12 protein-coding genes are annotated in these 17,890 nt (G+C 38.5%); 6 read left to right on the top strand and 6 right to left on the bottom strand.

Annotated elements, in window-relative coordinates:
- Position 1 precedes the first annotated feature (1 nt).
- The gene (locus CBG49_RS08615) at positions 2-679 is read left to right on the top strand and encodes an Imm43 family immunity protein (protein WP_088594180.1); all 678 of its coding nucleotides are present in this window, start codon (positions 2-4) and stop codon (positions 677-679) included.
- A gap of 218 nt (positions 680-897) precedes the next feature.
- On the opposite strand, the gene CBG49_RS08610 is transcribed toward CBG49_RS08615, so the two are convergent.
- Positions 898-2,520: an IS1182 family transposase gene (locus CBG49_RS08610; protein WP_227002858.1), complete on the bottom strand. Its 1,623-nt coding sequence runs from the start codon at positions 2,518-2,520 to the stop codon at positions 898-900.
- A 156-nt stretch (positions 2,521-2,676) separates the two neighbouring features.
- On the opposite strand from CBG49_RS08610, the gene CBG49_RS08605 reads away from it, so the two are divergent.
- The 3 genes from CBG49_RS08605 (at position 2,677) to uvrA (ending at position 6,870) form a co-directional block, all read left to right on the top strand.
- Entirely contained in the window at positions 2,677-2,922 is a 246-nt protein-coding gene (locus CBG49_RS08605) for a hypothetical protein (RefSeq protein WP_088594179.1), read from the top strand.
- A 46-nt stretch (positions 2,923-2,968) separates the two neighbouring features.
- On the top strand, positions 2,969-3,940 hold the full coding sequence (locus tag CBG49_RS08600) for a hypothetical protein (protein ID WP_088594178.1): 972 nt from the start codon (positions 2,969-2,971) through the stop codon (positions 3,938-3,940).
- 92 nt (positions 3,941-4,032) lie between these two features.
- Positions 4,033-6,870, top strand: a complete 2,838-nt coding sequence (gene uvrA / locus CBG49_RS08595) for an excinuclease ABC subunit UvrA (RefSeq protein ID WP_088594177.1) — start codon at positions 4,033-4,035, stop codon at positions 6,868-6,870.
- Positions 6,871-6,901: 31 nt separating this feature from the next.
- Here the strand turns inward: uvrA and CBG49_RS08590 are convergent, their stop codons facing one another.
- From CBG49_RS08590 to CBG49_RS08575, 4 genes are all read right to left on the bottom strand, one after another.
- Positions 6,902-8,734, bottom strand: a complete 1,833-nt coding sequence (locus CBG49_RS08590; RefSeq protein ID WP_088594176.1) for a HEAT repeat domain-containing protein — start codon at positions 8,732-8,734, stop codon at positions 6,902-6,904.
- Between the two features lie 9 nt (positions 8,735-8,743).
- The gene (locus CBG49_RS08585; RefSeq protein ID WP_088594175.1) at positions 8,744-10,573 is read right to left on the bottom strand and encodes a HEAT repeat domain-containing protein; all 1,830 of its coding nucleotides are present in this window, start codon (positions 10,571-10,573) and stop codon (positions 8,744-8,746) included.
- 134 nt (positions 10,574-10,707) lie between these two features.
- Positions 10,708-12,153, bottom strand: a complete 1,446-nt coding sequence (locus CBG49_RS08580) for an SWIM zinc finger family protein (RefSeq protein ID WP_088594174.1) — start codon at positions 12,151-12,153, stop codon at positions 10,708-10,710.
- A gap of 121 nt (positions 12,154-12,274) precedes the next feature.
- Entirely contained in the window at positions 12,275-12,733 is a 459-nt protein-coding gene (locus CBG49_RS08575; protein WP_088594173.1) for a hypothetical protein, read from the bottom strand.
- Positions 12,734-12,911: 178 nt separating this feature from the next.
- Between CBG49_RS08575 and CBG49_RS08570 the strand changes: the two genes are divergently transcribed.
- The gene (locus CBG49_RS08570) at positions 12,912-14,501 is read left to right on the top strand and encodes a peptide chain release factor 3 (protein WP_088594172.1); all 1,590 of its coding nucleotides are present in this window, start codon (positions 12,912-12,914) and stop codon (positions 14,499-14,501) included.
- Positions 14,502-14,542: 41 nt separating this feature from the next.
- Here the strand turns inward: CBG49_RS08570 and gldA are convergent, their stop codons facing one another.
- Entirely contained in the window at positions 14,543-15,442 is a 900-nt protein-coding gene (gldA, locus tag CBG49_RS08565; RefSeq protein ID WP_009413666.1) for a gliding motility-associated ABC transporter ATP-binding subunit GldA, read from the bottom strand.
- 260 nt (positions 15,443-15,702) lie between these two features.
- Between gldA and CBG49_RS08560 the strand changes: the two genes are divergently transcribed.
- Positions 15,703-17,838 carry a S46 family peptidase gene (locus CBG49_RS08560; protein ID WP_088594171.1) on the top strand — a complete coding sequence of 712 codons (2,136 nt, stop codon included), beginning with the start codon at positions 15,703-15,705 and terminating at the stop codon, positions 17,836-17,838.
- Positions 17,839-17,890 lie beyond the last annotated feature (52 nt).

The following is a 17,890-nucleotide window of genomic DNA, read 5'->3' as shown; positions in this document are numbered from 1 at the left end:
TATGAAAGAAGAATTGTTTATATGGTTTTATTCAAACCCCAATACGTTACCTAAAGGAGTTCCTGCTACTGTAATGACAACTATTACAGAGGAATTTTACCCTAAAAACCCTACTAAAATCAAACGAGGAGAATGGATTAAATACTCTCCTATGTATTTCTCCTTTCCTCCAGAAGAGAAATACAAATTGCCTGAAGAATTGATTTTGGTGGTAAAACGCCAGAAAGAAGTGTTGTTTGATTTCTTAGGATATTATGAAGGGATAAGAGTTTTCTCTGATAGATTATTAAATCTTCTGATAGAGAATGGCTTAAATCCTCAATTTGAAAAAGCAACCTTGAATGTTGTAAATACTAAAGGGGGCAATATTGCTAAACAGCCCTATTATTTATTGCGTTTCTGTAGGGCTGATAACGAATTATTTGCCTTTAATGACAACTTAAAAATAGTTGCGAGAGATTGGGAGGACACTTTTCTTTATCCTGATTTGCACTTAAAAGAGCCTACTGATAGGAATATTTTTGTCTTAGGAAATGTATTACCTGATGATTATTTTTGCTATCAAAATGCCTTAGTTATTAAAAAATCATTAAAAGAGGAAATAGAAAAGCTCTGCTATGCTCCTGAGATATATTCAGTAAGTGAGTTCCCAGAAGTGTATAATACTTGTTTAAAGTAGTGATAAACTATTATTAAAAGGATTTTCTAAACCTGATAGAGCTTGGTATAAATAGTATTTACTCTGAGAACTTCATCAGATACAACAGCTTACTAATTAGTGAAATACAAAATAACTAAAGAGGCTGTCCGAAAAGTTTAGTTTAAACTTTTAAGGACAGCCTCTTTTTTTTGAGGATTACTCTATGGTTGGCTAAAAAAAGATTGTTTTTAGAGTTCCTAAGCAGATTGGGCAAGGTAAAAAAATGAAAAAGTAGCATTTTGAGGTGTTTTTACCACATTTTCATTGCTTTTTGCTTCTTTTTTGGTAGTAGTCGCCTTATTGGATACTAATTTTCTAAAATTATGCCCAACTGCCATTAGTAAAAACTCCATTTCTACCTTTTCTTTGCCTCTATGTGTAAACCGATTGAACTTATTATTACTTTTTAGTTGACCAAATACTGCTTCTACTTCTATCGGTCGCTTACTGCGATGATACCGCCCTTTTTCACTCATTAATAAGGTTCTTGCTTCTGTTTTTAAGTGATTTAATCGATAATTAACCTCTATCCTTCGGTTGTCTTTTGCCTTATGACATAAGCCTCTTAGTGGACACCCCTCACACCTTTGTGCTTGATAATAAGTAACTTTTGATTCATATCCATTACTTGAAGTCCGTTTTCCTTTCCCTACATTGCTCAATTTCTGTCCCATTGGGCATACATAATAATCCTCTTTTAGATTATAGTACATATTCTGAACCAAAAAAGGATCTTCTTTTTGTTTTTTCTTCTGCTCTTTATGAAAATAATTGTACTTCACATAAGCCTCTATTTCTTTCTTTTTCAGCATTTGGTAGTTCTCTTCACTACCATAACCTGCATCGGCACATACCTCTTTGCTTTGTTTCTGATAGCTCTTTTCAAAACCATCTAAGTGGCTCTCTAAAGTATTGGTATCGCCTGGTGTTTGGTGTATACTAACGTGAGTAATAAACTGATTTTCAGTGGATATTTGAGCATTATAAGCTGGTTTGAGCTGACCGTTTTTCATATGGTCATCTTTCATTCGCATAAAAGTTGCATCTGTATCTGTTTTGCTATAAGAATTTCTATCTCCCATTATTTTTAGACTTTCTTCATATTTTTCTAACTTTGGAAGATGCTCATTTTGAAGTTTTTCTAACTCCTTAGCTTGTTTTTTAGTAGGTTCTTTTAGCCTTTTATTAATCTCAGCTAATTTCTCTTTAAGTTCTTTGGTATTAATTTCTTTAGGAAGTTCTTGCTTAATAATCTCTTGGTTATCTGATTGTATGCTATCTTCTATATCAGAGAGCACTTTATTTATTTTAGCCTCTAACTTCTCCTTGTACTTCTCTACAGAACCTCTCCACACAAAAGTATATTTGTTAGCAGCTGATTCTATTTTTGTACCGTCAATATACTGTACATCAAGGCTTAGATAACCCTCTTTTACTAAGAGTTTTACTATTTCAGCAAAAAGTTTTTGCAAAGAATCTTTCAAAATTTTACCTCTAAAGTCATTGATTGTTCTAAAATCAGGAGTTGTACCTCCTGCAAGATACATAAGGGGGAGATTTTCTTTGACAGCAATAGCCATTTTGCGGCAAGAATAAATGTTAGAAAGATAGCTATAGAAGATTATTTTTATCATTGTACGAGGGTGGTATGCAGAACAGCCTCCACCCTTATATTTTTGAATAATATCAGTTATATCTAACTGATTAACAACCATTTCTACTAATTTAGCAGGGTGGTTACTATCTAACTTATCAAAAATATTCTCGGGGAAAAGTGTTAAAAATTTGTGAGGTTCAGATTTAAATGATACTTTTGTCATTGTGTTTTTTTTAGGAACCACAAAGATACAACTTTTGTGGTAAAACACCAAATAATAAGAGGCTATCTTTTGCCAGATAGCCTCTTTTTTATTCATTGCTGATAATCAGCCTGTTAAAACTTTTCGGACAGGCTCATTCTTAAACCTTAATTGATTATGTTATTAGAAGAAGAATTTGAAAAAGCCTTAAGTCTAAAAGAAGAGCCTAAATCATCTCTACTAATGATAGATTTAGTACTTTTAGCAAGGAGTGAAAATATTTCTGATAAAGAAATAAAAGCAACATTGCGACATTTATTTGTGAAGTATTATGAAGAAGGTGAGAATAACGATGATGAATCTCGCGATAAAGCTGATAAAATAGCTGACCTATTAGATGCTATAGAATATGATCGTGTTTGAAACAAAGAATATTTTGTACATAGTATAAAACAAAACAAACATAAATATGCAAAATACAACCCATTACAATCAGAGATTGAATATCAATGAACTAAATAACACTGCTAATTTAGAGGAAGCTATAAAAAATGCTGAACATCTGTATATTAGTAACCTATTAGGTGATGAAGAACTTTTGTCTTCTATTAATTCCTATTTAAAGAAGTACAATAAAAAACTTTGGTTGTCTTTAAATAAAAGTACAGAGATGAATCAGGAGAATTTAATACAACTACGCTATTTAACCAATGTAAAGAAACTAAAAATAATTGTATTCAATGGCTTTATAGAGGATTTATCAGAGCTATCGCATATTGATGATTTAGAAGAATTTACAATATATAATAATGTAAAAAAAGGTATATCCTTAGTTCCTTTGGCTAAGTTTAAAAACTTATCATCTTTAAGTTTATATACTGGATTGACTATAAAACAATACGCTGTACTCAATACATTTGAAAAGCTGGAGCATTTGAGCGCTCGAGAAATAGATTTTTCTAAACTCAATAATTTACCTATTAAAGAACTTACTGTTGATAGTAAGTTTATCCATAGTGATTTGATTGCTGAGAAATTTGCTAATATAGAATATATTTCTTTACAGAACTGTAAAGATGTTAGTATAGAAAATATTGCTTCGTTACCTGTGGTTTCTGATGTGCGATTGAGGTATATGCCTCATATTACAAGGCTTGCTTCTTTTAAAAATAAAGAAAATATATTTCATCTCGAATGTGTTCATTTAAAGAATCTTGAGAATATAGAAGCTCTTTTTGAATTAAAGCAACTAAAATATCTGATGATTACAGATTTAGAGAAACTTAAAGCTGAAGATTTTTATAGATTAAAGGAACTTCCTAATTTAAAAGTAGCTTATATAACATTTAAAAATGCAAAAGAAAATGACAAATTCATAACATTTGCTAATACTCATAATTGGATATATAAACAGCCTTCTTTAGCTAAAACAATTCTTTAACCCCACCTTAGAGAAACCTTTGTTTTTGTCAAAATACTTATTATACCAATTTTTTCCGTACTTTTGCCCCTCGATAATATCATCATTTCAAAATGAAGAAGAAAACTACAAATATCACCCCTGTAGAAAACCTTGATGTTCAAGGCGCAAGGGTGCATAACCTCAAAAATATAGACCTTTCCATTCCCCGCGAAAAACTTGTTGTCTTCACTGGGCTTTCTGGTAGTGGCAAGTCTTCATTGGCTTTTGATACTATTTATGCCGAAGGACAACGCCGTTATATCGAGACTTTCTCGGCTTATGCTCGCCAGTTTCTCGGTGGATTAGAGCGCCCCGATGTAGATAAAATCGACGGACTCTCGCCTGTGATTGCTATCGAACAGAAAACTACCTCCAAATCACCGCGCTCTACAGTGGGTACTATCACCGAAATCTACGACTTCTTGCGCCTGCTTTTTGCCCGTGCTTCCGATGCTTATAGCTATGCTACAGGCGAAAAGATGGTAAGTTATACCGATAGCCAAATTCAGGAACTCATTACTAAGGAATACAAAGGCAAACGCATTAACCTATTAGCGCCCGTGGTTCAATCGAGAAAAGGACATTACCGCGAGCTCTTTGAGCAGATTGCCAAACAAGGATTTGTAAAGGTGCGTACCGATGGCGAAATTCGTGATATTGAAAAAGGTATGAAGCTCGACCGTTACAAAACACACGATATTGAAATTGTGATCGACCGTATGCTAATTGATGATACTGACGACACCCAAAAACGCCTACAAGAAAGTATCAAAATTGCAATGAACTACGGCGACGATGTGCTAATGGTTTTAGAACACGACCAAAAAAAAGCTCACTATTTCAGCCGACATTTGATGTGTCCTTCTTCGGGCATCTCATATCCTCTTCCTGAACCTAATACCTTCTCATTCAATTCTCCTAAAGGAATGTGCCCGCACTGCAATGGGTTGGGTGAAGTGCAAGAAATCAACCTCTCCAAGATTATCTCTGATCCTTCTATCTCTATCAAGAACGGCGGGATTACAGCTGTAGGAGAGCAAAAGAATACTTGGATATTCAAACAATTAGAGCTCATTGTACAAAAGTTCGGTCATAAACTCTCCGACCCTATTGAAACGCTTCCTAAAGAAGCAATGGATATTATTCTCTATGGTGGTAAAGATAAATACGCTATCAAATCGGATGTATTAGGCATTACGCGCAATTTTGAAATTGATTTTGAAGGTATCATCAACTTCATCAAAAGCCAGCACGAAAATGCCGATATGGCAGCTATCAAGCGCTGGGCTGAAGAGTTTATGGATACTATTCCTTGCGAGGAATGTCACGGCACTCGCTTGCGTAAAGAGGCGCTTTACTTTAAAATAGCTGATAAAAATATAGCTGAACTATCAGCCTTAGATATTGCAGATTTATTGGCGTGGTTCAGATCTCTACCTGAGCATCTCTCTACCAAACAACGCAAAATAGCAGAAGAAATTATCAAAGAGATCACCACCCGACTCCAATTCCTCATAGACGTAGGGCTTACTTATTTAGTTCTTAACAGAAGTTCTAAATCATTGTCTGGAGGAGAAGCTCAGCGTATCAGACTGGCAACACAGATAGGTTCTCAACTCACAGGGGTACTCTATATACTCGATGAACCTAGCATTGGTTTGCATCAGCGAGATAACAAACGGCTTATCAACTCGCTGAAATCGCTCAGAGATATTGGCAACTCAGTAATTGTGGTAGAACACGATGAAGAGATGATACAAGAAGCCGATTATGTAGTGGATATAGGACCTAAAGCGGGCGTAAATGGAGGGGATATCATCTTTCAAGGAACGCCTAAAGAGTTGCTAAAAGCAAATACCATCACCGCCGACTATATGAGTGGGAGAAAGAAGATTGAAATACCCGCCCAAAGGCGCAAAGGCAACGGCAAAGAAATCATCTTAAAAGGCTGTACGGGCAACAACTTGAAGAACATAACCGTAAAGTTCCCCTTAGGGGTAATGATAGGGGTAACAGGTGTATCGGGAAGTGGAAAATCAACGCTTATTAACGAGACTCTGTACCCTATCTTAAACGCTCACTTCTTTAATGGCGTAAAAAAACCGATGCCTTACAAAAGTATTGAAGGCTTAGAACATATTGATAAGGTAATCGATATCGACCAGTCACCTATTGGGCGTACACCACGTTCAAATCCCGCTACCTACACAGGTGTTTTCAGTGAGATACGCAACCTCTTCACCCAAGTACCCGAAGCACAAATACGTGGCTACAAACCAGGTAGATTTAGTTTCAACGTGAAAGGCGGTAGATGCGAAACCTGCGAAGGCTCAGGCTTAAAGGTGATTGAAATGAACTTCCTACCCAATGTGTATGTGCCTTGCGAAACTTGTAAAGGAAAACGCTTCAACCGCGAGACGCTTGAAGTGAGATACAAAGGGAAATCTATTGCCGATGTGCTGGATATGACCATAAGTGAAGCAGTAAAATTCTTTGAACCTATCCCTAAAATATACCGCAAACTAAAAACTATTGAAGAGGTAGGTTTAGGCTACATCACTTTAGGGCAACAATCTACTACCCTTTCAGGAGGAGAAGCCCAACGAGTGAAGTTAGCTACAGAGCTTTCTAAAATAGACACGGGCAATACTTTTTATATATTAGATGAACCCACCACAGGACTCCATTTCGAAGATGTGAAAGTACTCCTCGAAGTACTCGACCGTTTAGTAGATAAGGGCAATACTGTTCTGGTGATAGAGCACAACCTCGATGTTATCAGAAAAGTAGATTATATCATAGATATAGGGCACGATGGGGGTAAAGCAGGTGGCGAAGTAATAGCCTTTGGTACTCCTGAAGAAGTGGCTAAAAACAAGAAGAGTTTCACTGCCGAGTACCTAAAATAAAAAGGGCGTGCTGTTAAAGCACGCCTCTTCTTTATAAAGATTTTTCTATTTGATCCGCTATATTTTCAAACAAATCGTTCTTTGTTTTTTCGTATAATTCGCGGAACTTCTTAGCGTATTCTTTAGGAAAAGACTTCCAAAAGTTTTCATCTTCTATTATGTTATTATAATAATAGTGGTATCCTTTAGGTATCTTTGCTATCGACTCATATAGCACTTCAAACTTGTTAGGTATATTGCTTTTCGCAATAAGGTAGTACAGAATTTCTTTCTTATAAATAGATGCTTTAGGAAGTATTTCCAAAATAAGTTTGTTAAGACGAGAACTATTTTCTTCTAAATTAGAAAGAACTTTAAGAGCTTCTAAACTGTAATTATCATCGCATTTCTTAAGGCTTAACAGATAATTATAGAATAAATCAGCCCAACGTGAGTCTATTTTATCAGGTGTAATAGGACGTAATTTTTTATAGAAAAAACCTACGGCATATCCCCCTTTAGTCCCTGCTAATCCTTCTATAGCATCATAATGAGCAAGTACCTTTCCAAATTGAGGAGCAAAAATCTCATAGATTTTCTCTTTGCTATATTCGGCTTCTCCGTTAAGAATACGATAAAAATAATCAGTGAAAAGAGGATATGCCCAATCACTATGTACTAATGTATCAGTGTATTGTTCATAAAAAGATATGATTTTCTCTTGTTTAAATGTATCTAATACATCTACAAGACGCGGTATAATATGATAGTTAGTAACCGAACGCTTCTTAGCCATCACATTGAAGAGTTTATTACCAAACATTTCTCCCAAAAGTGCATAAGTCTCAGGGTAATCTTTATATTTCAACACTTCCAACTCTATAGGCAAACGTTCAAAAGCTGCTACTACGGCTTTCTCGTCAGAGTCATCCATTGCAAGTAATGCTTCAAAGTATTCACGCACTTTTTGAACAAACGACTGATAGTGCGAGGGTAGCGGAACTGTAGCAATAGCATTTGCTAAGAGTTCCGCATTTCCTTTCTGTTTGTTGTTGCTGTACAATTCGTAAAGTTTGTCAATACTGCGTTGCGTACCGAGTTTGGCTAATGCTTTATAAGCTGCTCCTCGTACCACTTTATTCTTATCACTTGCCAAACTGATGATAAAGTCTTCTGTTTTTTCATCTTTCTTGTCTGAAAGTATAATGACTGCTTCAGCTTGTAGGTTAGGCAGGTTTTCAGCAAATATTTTATCTACCAAAACATCTATTCCTTCATAACCTAATTGGTGTAGCAAACGCAATCGGCGTATGTGTTCTGTTTTGTCCTCCAAACGAAAGTCTAATAAAAGAAAGGGGAGCATTGCTTTCCCACAAGTAGGGATAATAGTTTCCTCTACATAATCGGCAAGTTCGGTGTATTTATCTGCTAAAGCATAACTCAAGTAACCATAAGTCCGCGAATCGTCAAACAGCTTGCGTTCAAAAGCATCTTTAAGCACCTCTAAGCGTCCCGACTTGCTCTCAGTAAGAGCTTGTAACACACGTTTCAGCTGTAAATAAGAATAGGTAGTATTCACATCTGCTAAAGCGATAGTGGGAACCTGCTCGCTCTTTTCGGCTTCAGCCTCTACAGTAACACCTTGTGTGTAGAGTACTGAATAGAGCAAAGTAGCGACATTCAATAACTTTTCGGCAGCTTGTGTGCTTTCTACTTGTAGCAAAGATTCTACTTCTTGGGCTAACTTATTGAATACAGGAGCTTTTTCGCCTAACTTTTTCAGTATAGGAACGTGCTTCTGTAGGCGTGGGTCATTCTTCGCAAACTTACTTCCCGCTATAAACAAGCGATTCAGTTCTTGTTGTAAATCGTATAAGGGTTTCATTTTAATCTGCTATTTAACTGATTTCTCAATCTCATCTGCTATGTCTTCAAATACATTTAGCTTGTTCTTCTTTGCCAAAGCTCTAAACTTTTCTACATATTCCTTAGGAAACTGATTCCAGAAACCTGCATTAGAAAGATAGTAAAGATAGTAATAAGAATTACCTGATTTTACTCTCTCTAAGGTATGATAAATCAGCTCAAACTTATTAGGCAAATTGCGCTTTAATACCAAGTGAAACAACCATATCATATCATCTGAATACGATTGAGACAGAGCTTTCAAGAGTAAATCATCTAATCTTTGACTGGTTCCTTCTAAAGCATCAAGTACAAAGAGTGCTCTATAGGTATAATTGTTGTTGAGCTTCTTAAGACTGTTGATGAAAGAGTACAGAGTAGTCACCCAGCGAGGGTCTAACCTATCTACTCTCACTTCCGATTCTTTGCGAGCATTATAAGCATAAGCTCCTGCAATACCGCTAAAAGCCTCTAAAATATTATCTGTAGCAGCTGATTTTCCCAATTGAGAACTGAATACCTCAAAGAGCTTTTCTTTGCTGTAGTTCTTATTCTTGAAAGCACTACAGAAATAGTTAATCCACATATCGCTATAGCCATTGGTATAGGTGAGAAGTTGCTTATGGGTATCATAAAAGGCGAGCACTTTATCGCTGTTCAAGGTATTTAATACCCCCATCATATTGGTAGCGGTAGGGTCATACGTATTCTTGAATACTTTCTTGCGTCGTGCATTAAACTCTTTGTTCTGCAACATCTCCGCAAAGAGTGTATACACTCCCTCACAATCCTTATTTGCCAAAATATCTATATCAATAACAAAGCGTTCAAAAGCTGCGCTAAGCGCTTTCTCATCTGAATCATCTATGGTTAATAACTGCTGATAACGCTCTTGTATTTTCTCCACAAATGGCAGGAAATACTCAGGAGCAGCTACTTTGGCGATAGCTTCTGCCAAGAGCTCTGCATTGCCTTTCTGCTTGTTGGTGTTGTACAATTCGTAGAGCTTATCAATACTGCGTTGCGTACCGAGTTTTGCTAAGGCACTATATGCTGCTCCTCGTACGGCTTTGTTCTTATCACCCGTCAAACTGATGATAAATGCTTCGGTTTGTTCATCCTTCTTGTCTGCTATAATATTAATAGCTTCTGCTTGCAGATTGGGGAGATTTTCACTAAATATTTTGTCTACTAAGGTGCCTATTTCTGCATATCCTAATTGATGTAACAAGCACAATCGGCGTACATTCTCATTTTTGTCTTCTAAACGGAAGTCGGCAATGAGGAAAGGGAGCATCGCTTTTCCACAAGCTGGAATGATTGTGTTTTCAATGTAATAAGTAAGCTCTGAATACTTGTCAGCTAAAGCATAACTCAAGTACCCATAAGTGCGTGAATCGTCAAATACCTTGCGTTCAAAGGCATCTTGCAATATTTCCAAACGTCCAGAGTTGCTTTGGGTAAGGGCTTGTAGTACAGGTTTCAGCTGCAAATAGGAATAGGTAGTATTCACATCCGCCAATTGTATCGTAGGGATTTGGCTTTCTTTTGTAGCTTCTGCCTCTACAGTAACGCCTTGTGTATAGAGCACTGAATAGAGTAAAGTAGAAACACCCAATAGTTTTTCGGCAGCTTGTGTGCTCTCTACTTGTAGCAAAGCTTCTACTTCTTGGGCTAATTTATTGAATACAGGAGCTTTTTCGCCTAACTTTTTCAGTATAGGAACGTGCTTCTGCAAGCGTGGGTCGTTCTTAGCAAACTTACTTCCCGCTATAAACAAGCGGTTCAGTTCTTGTTGTAAATCGTATAAAGGCTTCATAATAATTGACAATTGATAATTAACAATTAACCCAAAGTCCGCATTAAAATAATTATTTGCTAATAAATATTTGCTTTTGCGGATTGTCCCCTTTTGGGGGAACGGGGGCTTTTTAGCTATCGTATAATTTAGTATTAGTAGAGTAGTCTAATTACTTTCTCTGCTGTGATAAGTGAAAGTGGTTGCGCTGATAGCAATCCGCTAGCTACATCGTTGTGCATCATTACCACAAGGGAAAGCCCCTTGGCATTCGCTGGCAAAAACGACTTCAGATTGCCCGTTGGTGATACAGCGCCTTCCTCAATATCTCTTAGGGTGATAGCAAAACCATTAACATCTTCTACTACCAAATCCTCCCCTACTCTATAAGCCTTATGTAACGCCAAAAGCACTACAGGGTGTTTATCCATTAGCGGATTCTTAATAGTGTTCTTTACAGCCTTTATCGTCTCGGCAAATTGCCCCGAAGCAAAACCTTTCACTGTTGCAAGGTCAGCTTGTGATAGCGGACGCTCTGAAGCTCCATCAGCCTCCCAACGAATACGCGGATTGGTATCTCCAGGATAGATGTAAAGGTCTTTTAGTTGCAACACACTGAACACACTATTGTCTTCTTTAATATACTTCGCGGCTTTATAAGGACGATAGTTCAGCGTTTTATAGATTTTACCCGTTTTGAGATTGAGCCATACCCCCTCATCTACATACTCTTTGCGTGCCTCATTGTCATAACTGTTGAATGACAATTGCACCAAAGAAGCATTCTCTTCATATTGCCCATATTGCATCAACTCAACGAGTTTCCATACATAGCCTATTTGCTCTTCAATTGCTGAAGACAGTTCAGGCGTTCCTTCTGGGTCTTCCTTGCGCGCCTTGAGGTAGTCAGTAGCTTTTTTAAGCAAAGCCGAAAGATAGTTTAAGTTGTCTACCACCGCAGTATATTCCTCATTCTTTACTTCCTCAATAGAAAGCAACAGATTGTTGAAAGCCGTTTGAATACCGCCTATATAGTAGTTTCCTAAGTCTTTTATCTGTGTTTTGAGGGTCGCACGCATTTTAGCATCCACTGATGAGAGCCCCGTATTCACCATATCGCGCAACAGCTTTTGGGCAGTTTCGATACCAGTGAGCTGGGTATCAACCTTCTTAGTGAAAGCCGCCTTATTCACCTTCTTAGGCTTCTCGGCTTTCTCTTTGATAGATTCCTTTTCTTGGGCTTTTTTCTCTTGTTTCTTCTCTATCTTCTCACGCTTAGAGAGAATGTCCTCAGGTACTTCTCCTTCGGTAAACTGACTTACATTCGCTTCAAAACAGTAAAGCAAACCCACAGAGTGTTTACACGGAAACTGACGACTCGGACAGTTACAGCGGAATACAGGGTTATTAGGATCTATATAATCAGCCGAACAGTAGTAAGGATTCTTCCCACTCCCTGCGCATTCACCCCATATAAGGTTCTTTTCTGCGTTGATTTTTAAGTTGCTGAATTTGTTTTTCTTCACCAACTCACGCCCTTTTTTAGCCGCCTCAGCATTGGGGGCAAGCTCTTCAATCTTCTGTTGCGTTACTTCTATCATATTTTATATTGTGATTTTTATATACTTTAAAGCGCAAAGATACTAAAAACAATCTAAAAAGCAAGTATTACTCTTTTGAACTCTATCTAATATCAATCAACCATCTAAAGTGTAATTCTTCCTATAAAGCTCTATGTTCTTCAGGTACTTCATCATATTTCTTATCGTCCTTAAAGGATGAAATGGGAATAATATCCCCCGAAACAGGCTCTATAATCCGGATATCATCGCCATTGTTCCTATTTACATAAAGAATATAATACGTCTCAAACCGAATAGAACTATCATACCCTATCCTTATCTCATAAAACTCTTCACCGTCAATAGTAGCAGCATCCGAAAAATAACTAATACCCCTCTTCCCCTCCGAAATCGTCTCTATATACTTAGCCACTCGTTTAGCCAAAGGCAAAGCAAGCACTCTATCCTCAGCTTCTTCTAAACTGATATAAGCCGAAGTATCTTTCACAACAAGTGAATCAACAGCAGCTACAGCTCCCTTAGCCTCCAGACTACCAAACCATTGACAGCCAAAAAGACCACCAATACATAGTAATAGCAAAATCTTTACCTTATTCATAATGTAACTTATTACTTAAAAAAGAGTGCACAAAAATATAATAAAATCTTCAATTACAAAATTTTACCCTTAAATTACCAATAAATTCACTCTTTTTCTTATTTTCTATTTATAAATATTTTGTACCTTTGCCCCCAATTTACAAATCAGCTAATATACAAATCGACAAATAAACACTATGTCTTTACAACAAGAAATACAAAAGCGCCGTACCTTTGGCATCATATCTCACCCCGATGCCGGAAAAACTACCCTCACCGAAAAACTTCTACTCTTCGGAGGGGCTATACAAGAAGCCGGCGCCGTAAAATCAAATAAAATAAAAAAAGGAGCTACCTCCGACTTTATGGAAATTGAACGCCAACGCGGAATTTCCGTTGCCACTTCAGTACTCGCTTTCAATTATAAAGAACATAAAATAAACATCTTAGACACCCCCGGTCACAAAGATTTCGCTGAAGATACCTTCCGCACTCTCACCGCTGTCGATAGTGTCATCGTAGTCATCGACGTCGCCAAAGGGGTAGAAGAGCAAACCGAAAAGCTCGTCGAAGTATGCCGTATGCGTAACATCCCTATGATTGTCTTCATCAATAAGTTAGACCGTGAAGGGAAAGACGCCTTCGACCTCTTAGACGAAGTAGAGCAAAAACTCGGCTTAAAGGTAACACCACTGAGTTTCCCCATCGGAATAGGCTATGATTTCAAAGGAATTTATAACATTTGGGAGAAGAATATCAACCTATTTTCTGGCGACAGCCGAAAGAATATAGAAGAAACTATCGCCTTCAACGACATCAATAGCCCTGAATTAGAGAAGATAATATCCGAACGCTCTGCGGCAAACCTCCGTTCCGATTTGGAATTAGTATATGAAGTATACCCAAAATTCGACCGTGAAGCCTACCTCAATGGAGAACAGCAACCCGTTTTCTTTGGCTCGGCACTCAACAATTTTGGCGTACGTGAGTTACTCGATTGCTTTGTCGAAATCGCCCCTTCACCACGCCCCAAAGCCAGCGAAGAGCGCATCGTAAACCCCGATGAACCTTCATTCACAGGTTTCGTCTTCAAGATTCACGCCAATATGGACCCTAACCACCGCGATCGTTTGGCTTTTGTAAAGATTGTTTCAGGCACTTTTGAACGCAACAAACCCTATTTACACACGCGCCTTGGCAAGAAGCTAAAGTTCTCCAGCCCGAATGCTTTCTTTGCCGAAAAAAAAGAAGTAGTGGATATATCTTATGCAGGGGATATTGTAGGCTTGCACGATACAGGAAATTTCAAAATCGGAGATACACTTACCGAAGGCGAAATGCTACATTTCAAGGGAATACCGAGTTTCTCTCCTGAGCATTTCCGTTACATCAACAACGCCGATCCACTGAAATCCAAACAGTTAGAAAAAGGCATCGACCAGCTAATGGACGAAGGTGTAGCACAGCTCTTCAAGTTAGATTTCAATGGTCGCAAGGTCATCGGAACGGTAGGAGCGCTTCAATATGAGGTCATTCAATACCGATTGGAACACGAATACGGAGCGAAGTGTAGTTATGAAAACTTCCCTATCTACAAAGCCTGCTGGGTAGAAGCGCCCGAAAACCCTAAAGACCCCGAATATCTCGATTTCCTACGCGTAAAACAGAAGTTCTTAGCACGCGACAAACAGAACCAATTAGTCTTCCTCGCCGACTCTGCATTCTCTATCGAGATGGTAAAACAAAAATACCCGAACCTGAAGCTACACTTCACATCCGAGTACTAACCCCTGACACCTGTCCCCTGACACCTGTCCCCTGACACCTATTACCTACCCCCTGTTACCTGAATAAACGTTTCCTCCAAGTCTCTATGTTTATGGTTGATTTGGAGGATTTTCAATCCATTCTCCTTAGCAAAGTCAAACACAACAGGGCGCATATCTTCCTCAGTGTCAAAGGTGATTTGATATAAGAAATCATATACATTCTGCGCTGCCGACACATTAGGCAAAGCGCGTAAAAGGCGTTCCTCTACACGGAAATCGAACGCTACTTCTATCACTTGTTCCTTGCCTTGCAGCTCACTCATCTTCTTATCAAGCACTATATTGCCTTGGTGCAGTACGATTACCCTATCGGCAACCGCCTGAATTTCCTGCATAATATGCGACGAAAGCAAAACCGTCTTCTCTTTGCCAAGCTCCTTAATGATATGGCGTATCTCAACCAACTGATTTGGGTCAAGTCCTGTTGTCGGCTCATCGAGAATCAGTATCTCAGGATCGTGAATAAGAGCTGAAGCGAGTCCCACACGTTGTCGATAACCTTTTGAGAGTGCCTCTATCTTTTTATTGCTCTCTGGTGTGAGTCCCGTAAGGGCAATCACCTCCTCCACTCTACTCTTAGGCACGTTGGAATATAAGTCAGCGGTGAAGCGCAAATATTCCCTCACATACATTTCGGTATACAGAGGATTATGTTCAGGCAAATAGCCAATAGTCTTCTGTGCCTCAATAGGATGCTGAAGTATATCAATACCGTTAATAGTAACCGAGCCACTGGTAGGGATCAAAGCCCCCGTGATCATCTTCATTGTTGTAGATTTCCCTGCTCCATTAGGACCTAAAAAACCGGTAATTTCTCCCTTCTGGAGCTCAAAGCTAATAGCATTTACAGCCGTTTGCTGTCCATATATCTTTGTTAATTGATTGACTGTTACTGACATTTCATTTTATTTTGGGCTCAAAAGTACAATATTTCTTTATTCTAACAAATTATTTCTAAATATATTTTAATTCCTCCCACCACTCCCACTACTCCCACTACTCCCACTACTCCCACTACTCCCACCACTCCCACTACTCCCACCACCTGCCCGTGCGGCTCGCACCTCCCACCGCTCCCATATTAATTGTTAATTATCAATTGTTAATTGTTAATTATTTTGTACCTTTGCCCCCTAATAAATCATTATATCACTTTTTTATGAAGAAAATAACACTTGTAATATTAGCTTTCTTATTGCTCACTCCCGTAGCAAGAGCTGATGAAGGAATGTGGTTTTTGATGTTCATCGAACGTCTCAACCAGAGAGATATGCAGAAGTTAGGATTACAACTCACTGCGCAAGAAATTTATAGCATCAATAACAACAGTCTCAAAGATGCTATCGTACAATTTAATGGAGGTTGTACAGCGAGTATCATCTCCAAAGATGGATTGGTACTCACTAACCACCACTGTGGTTATGGCAATATTGCCCAGCTTTCTACCCCCGAAAGCAACCACTTAAAGAACGGATTCTGGGCGCGTTCTCACGCCGAAGAACTCTCCCCTAAACAATCATTCGTCCGTTTCTTCGTCCGTATGGACAATGTAACCGACCGTATGTTAGCAGCTGTTACTCCCTCAATGAGCGAAAAAGAACGCGAAGCCGCTCTCAACCAAGAAATGTCTAAAATACAAAAAGAAAACAGCGAAGGTGGTAAATATGTAGTTTCTGTGCGTTCATTCTTCCAAGGCAATGAATATTATTACTTTGTATATCAAGACTTCAAAGATGTACGCCTCGTAGGTACTCCTCCTGAAAACATTGGAAAATTCGGTGGTGATACTGACAATTGGGAATGGCCTCGCCAAACAGGTGACTTCTCTCTCTTCCGTGTATACACTGATAAAGATGGAAATGCCGCCGACTATTCTCCTAACAACATTCCTCTTAAAGCCAAACGTTACCTTAAAGTGAGCCTCAAAGGCGTACAAGATAAGGACTTTGCGATGATTATGGGATACCCTGGACGCACCAATCGTTGGGAAAGCTCTTATTGGGTAGATCAAAAAGTAAAATATGCTTATCCTGCTTGGGTCGAAGCCTCTAAAACAGCAATGGATGCAATGAAACGCTATATGGATAAAGACGATGCCGTACGCTTGCAATACGCCTCTTTATACTCTCAATTAGCCAACTATTGGAAAAACCGCCAAGGTATGATTGATGCCCTTACAGCCCATAAAACAGCCGCTGAAAAACGCAAAACCGAAGCTATTTTTGGAAAATGGGCTAACAAAACCGAAAATAAAGCCGAATACGGCGAAGTGCTCAACACTTTGGCTAAATATTTTGAGAAGACAAACTTGCGCTCTGCCGATGAGAACTACGTGAGTATCTTGTCCCGCGCTTCTTTCTTTATCAAAATACCTTCCCTATACATCAACACTGTCGCTGCCGCCCAACGTGGTGGTATGCCCGAAACCAACTTGCAAAACAGAATTGACAACATCCTTGCTAATTACGATAAGATAAACGCTAATGTCGAAAAAGAAATCCTTGCTGATATGTTGCAACTCTATGCCAACAAGGGGAATAATGTACCTGCTTTGCTAAAAGATGTTAAAACCAAATACAAAGGTAACTTCCTCAAGTATGTCAATGAACTCTTAGCAGGTAGCATTTACCGCAGTAAAGAAGCCTTACAAGCTAATACACAACGCGATGTAGAAGAACTCTTAAAAGACCCTTTATTGCAACTCGCTGAAGCCCTTGTCGAAGACTTCCGTTCACCTTCTCAAGAGATTATAGACTTAGAAGACAGCTATGCCAAAGCGTACCGCAAGTTCGTAAAAGGAATGCGCGATTCTAAAATTAGCACAATCTTGTATCCTGATGCTAATTCCACCTTGCGCCTTACCTATGGTACAGTAAGTCCATTGGCTGCCGATAAACGCAACCCCGATGTAAAAAAGAACTACTATACCACTTTCAAATCTTTAATGGCTAAATACAAAAAAGGCGACCCTGAGTTCGATATGTCTCAACGTATGCTCGACCTTTATAAAAAGAAAGAGTTTGGTAGATATATAGACAAAGATGGCTCTATGCACGTAAACTTCCTTACCAACAACGACATTACTGGCGGTAACTCTGGATCACCCGTGATGAATGGCAAAGGAGAACTCATAGGTCTCGCTTTCGATGGTAATATCGAAGCAATGGCAGGCGATGTAATTTTTGATAAACAACTACAGCGCACCATCAATGTCGATATCCGCTATGTACTTTGGGTAATTGATATTTATGCCAATGCTAAAAACATCATCAACGAAATTGAAACAGTACAATAAAGAGTAGAAATTAGAAATTAGGAGTTAGAGGATAGGTTAATCCCTATCCCCT

This window comes from Capnocytophaga endodontalis (genome assembly GCF_002209445.1).
Lineage (GTDB): Bacteria > Bacteroidota > Bacteroidia > Flavobacteriales > Flavobacteriaceae > Capnocytophaga > Capnocytophaga periodontitidis.
This window is presented reverse-complemented; position numbering and strand designations above follow the sequence as displayed.

Excerpts from the sequence above, each read along its gene's own strand:
- CBG49_RS08615 (WP_088594180.1), top strand. The coding sequence starts at position 2 with ATGAAAGAAGAATTGTTTATATGGTTTTATTCAAACCCCAATACGTTA.
- CBG49_RS08610 (WP_227002858.1), bottom strand. The coding sequence starts at position 2,520 with ATGACAAAAGTATCATTTAAATCTGAACCTCACAAATTTTTAACACTT.
- CBG49_RS08605 (WP_088594179.1), top strand. The coding sequence starts at position 2,677 with ATGTTATTAGAAGAAGAATTTGAAAAAGCCTTAAGTCTAAAAGAAGAG.
- CBG49_RS08600 (WP_088594178.1), top strand. The coding sequence starts at position 2,969 with ATGCAAAATACAACCCATTACAATCAGAGATTGAATATCAATGAACTA.
- uvrA (WP_088594177.1), top strand. The coding sequence starts at position 4,033 with ATGAAGAAGAAAACTACAAATATCACCCCTGTAGAAAACCTTGATGTT.
- CBG49_RS08590 (WP_088594176.1), bottom strand. The coding sequence starts at position 8,734 with ATGAAACCCTTATACGATTTACAACAAGAACTGAATCGCTTGTTTATA.
- CBG49_RS08585 (WP_088594175.1), bottom strand. The coding sequence starts at position 10,573 with ATGAAGCCTTTATACGATTTACAACAAGAACTGAACCGCTTGTTTATA.
- CBG49_RS08580 (WP_088594174.1), bottom strand. The coding sequence starts at position 12,153 with ATGATAGAAGTAACGCAACAGAAGATTGAAGAGCTTGCCCCCAATGCT.
- CBG49_RS08575 (WP_088594173.1), bottom strand. The coding sequence starts at position 12,733 with ATGAATAAGGTAAAGATTTTGCTATTACTATGTATTGGTGGTCTTTTT.
- CBG49_RS08570 (WP_088594172.1), top strand. The coding sequence starts at position 12,912 with ATGTCTTTACAACAAGAAATACAAAAGCGCCGTACCTTTGGCATCATA.
- gldA (WP_009413666.1), bottom strand. The coding sequence starts at position 15,442 with ATGTCAGTAACAGTCAATCAATTAACAAAGATATATGGACAGCAAACG.
- CBG49_RS08560 (WP_088594171.1), top strand. The coding sequence starts at position 15,703 with ATGAAGAAAATAACACTTGTAATATTAGCTTTCTTATTGCTCACTCCC.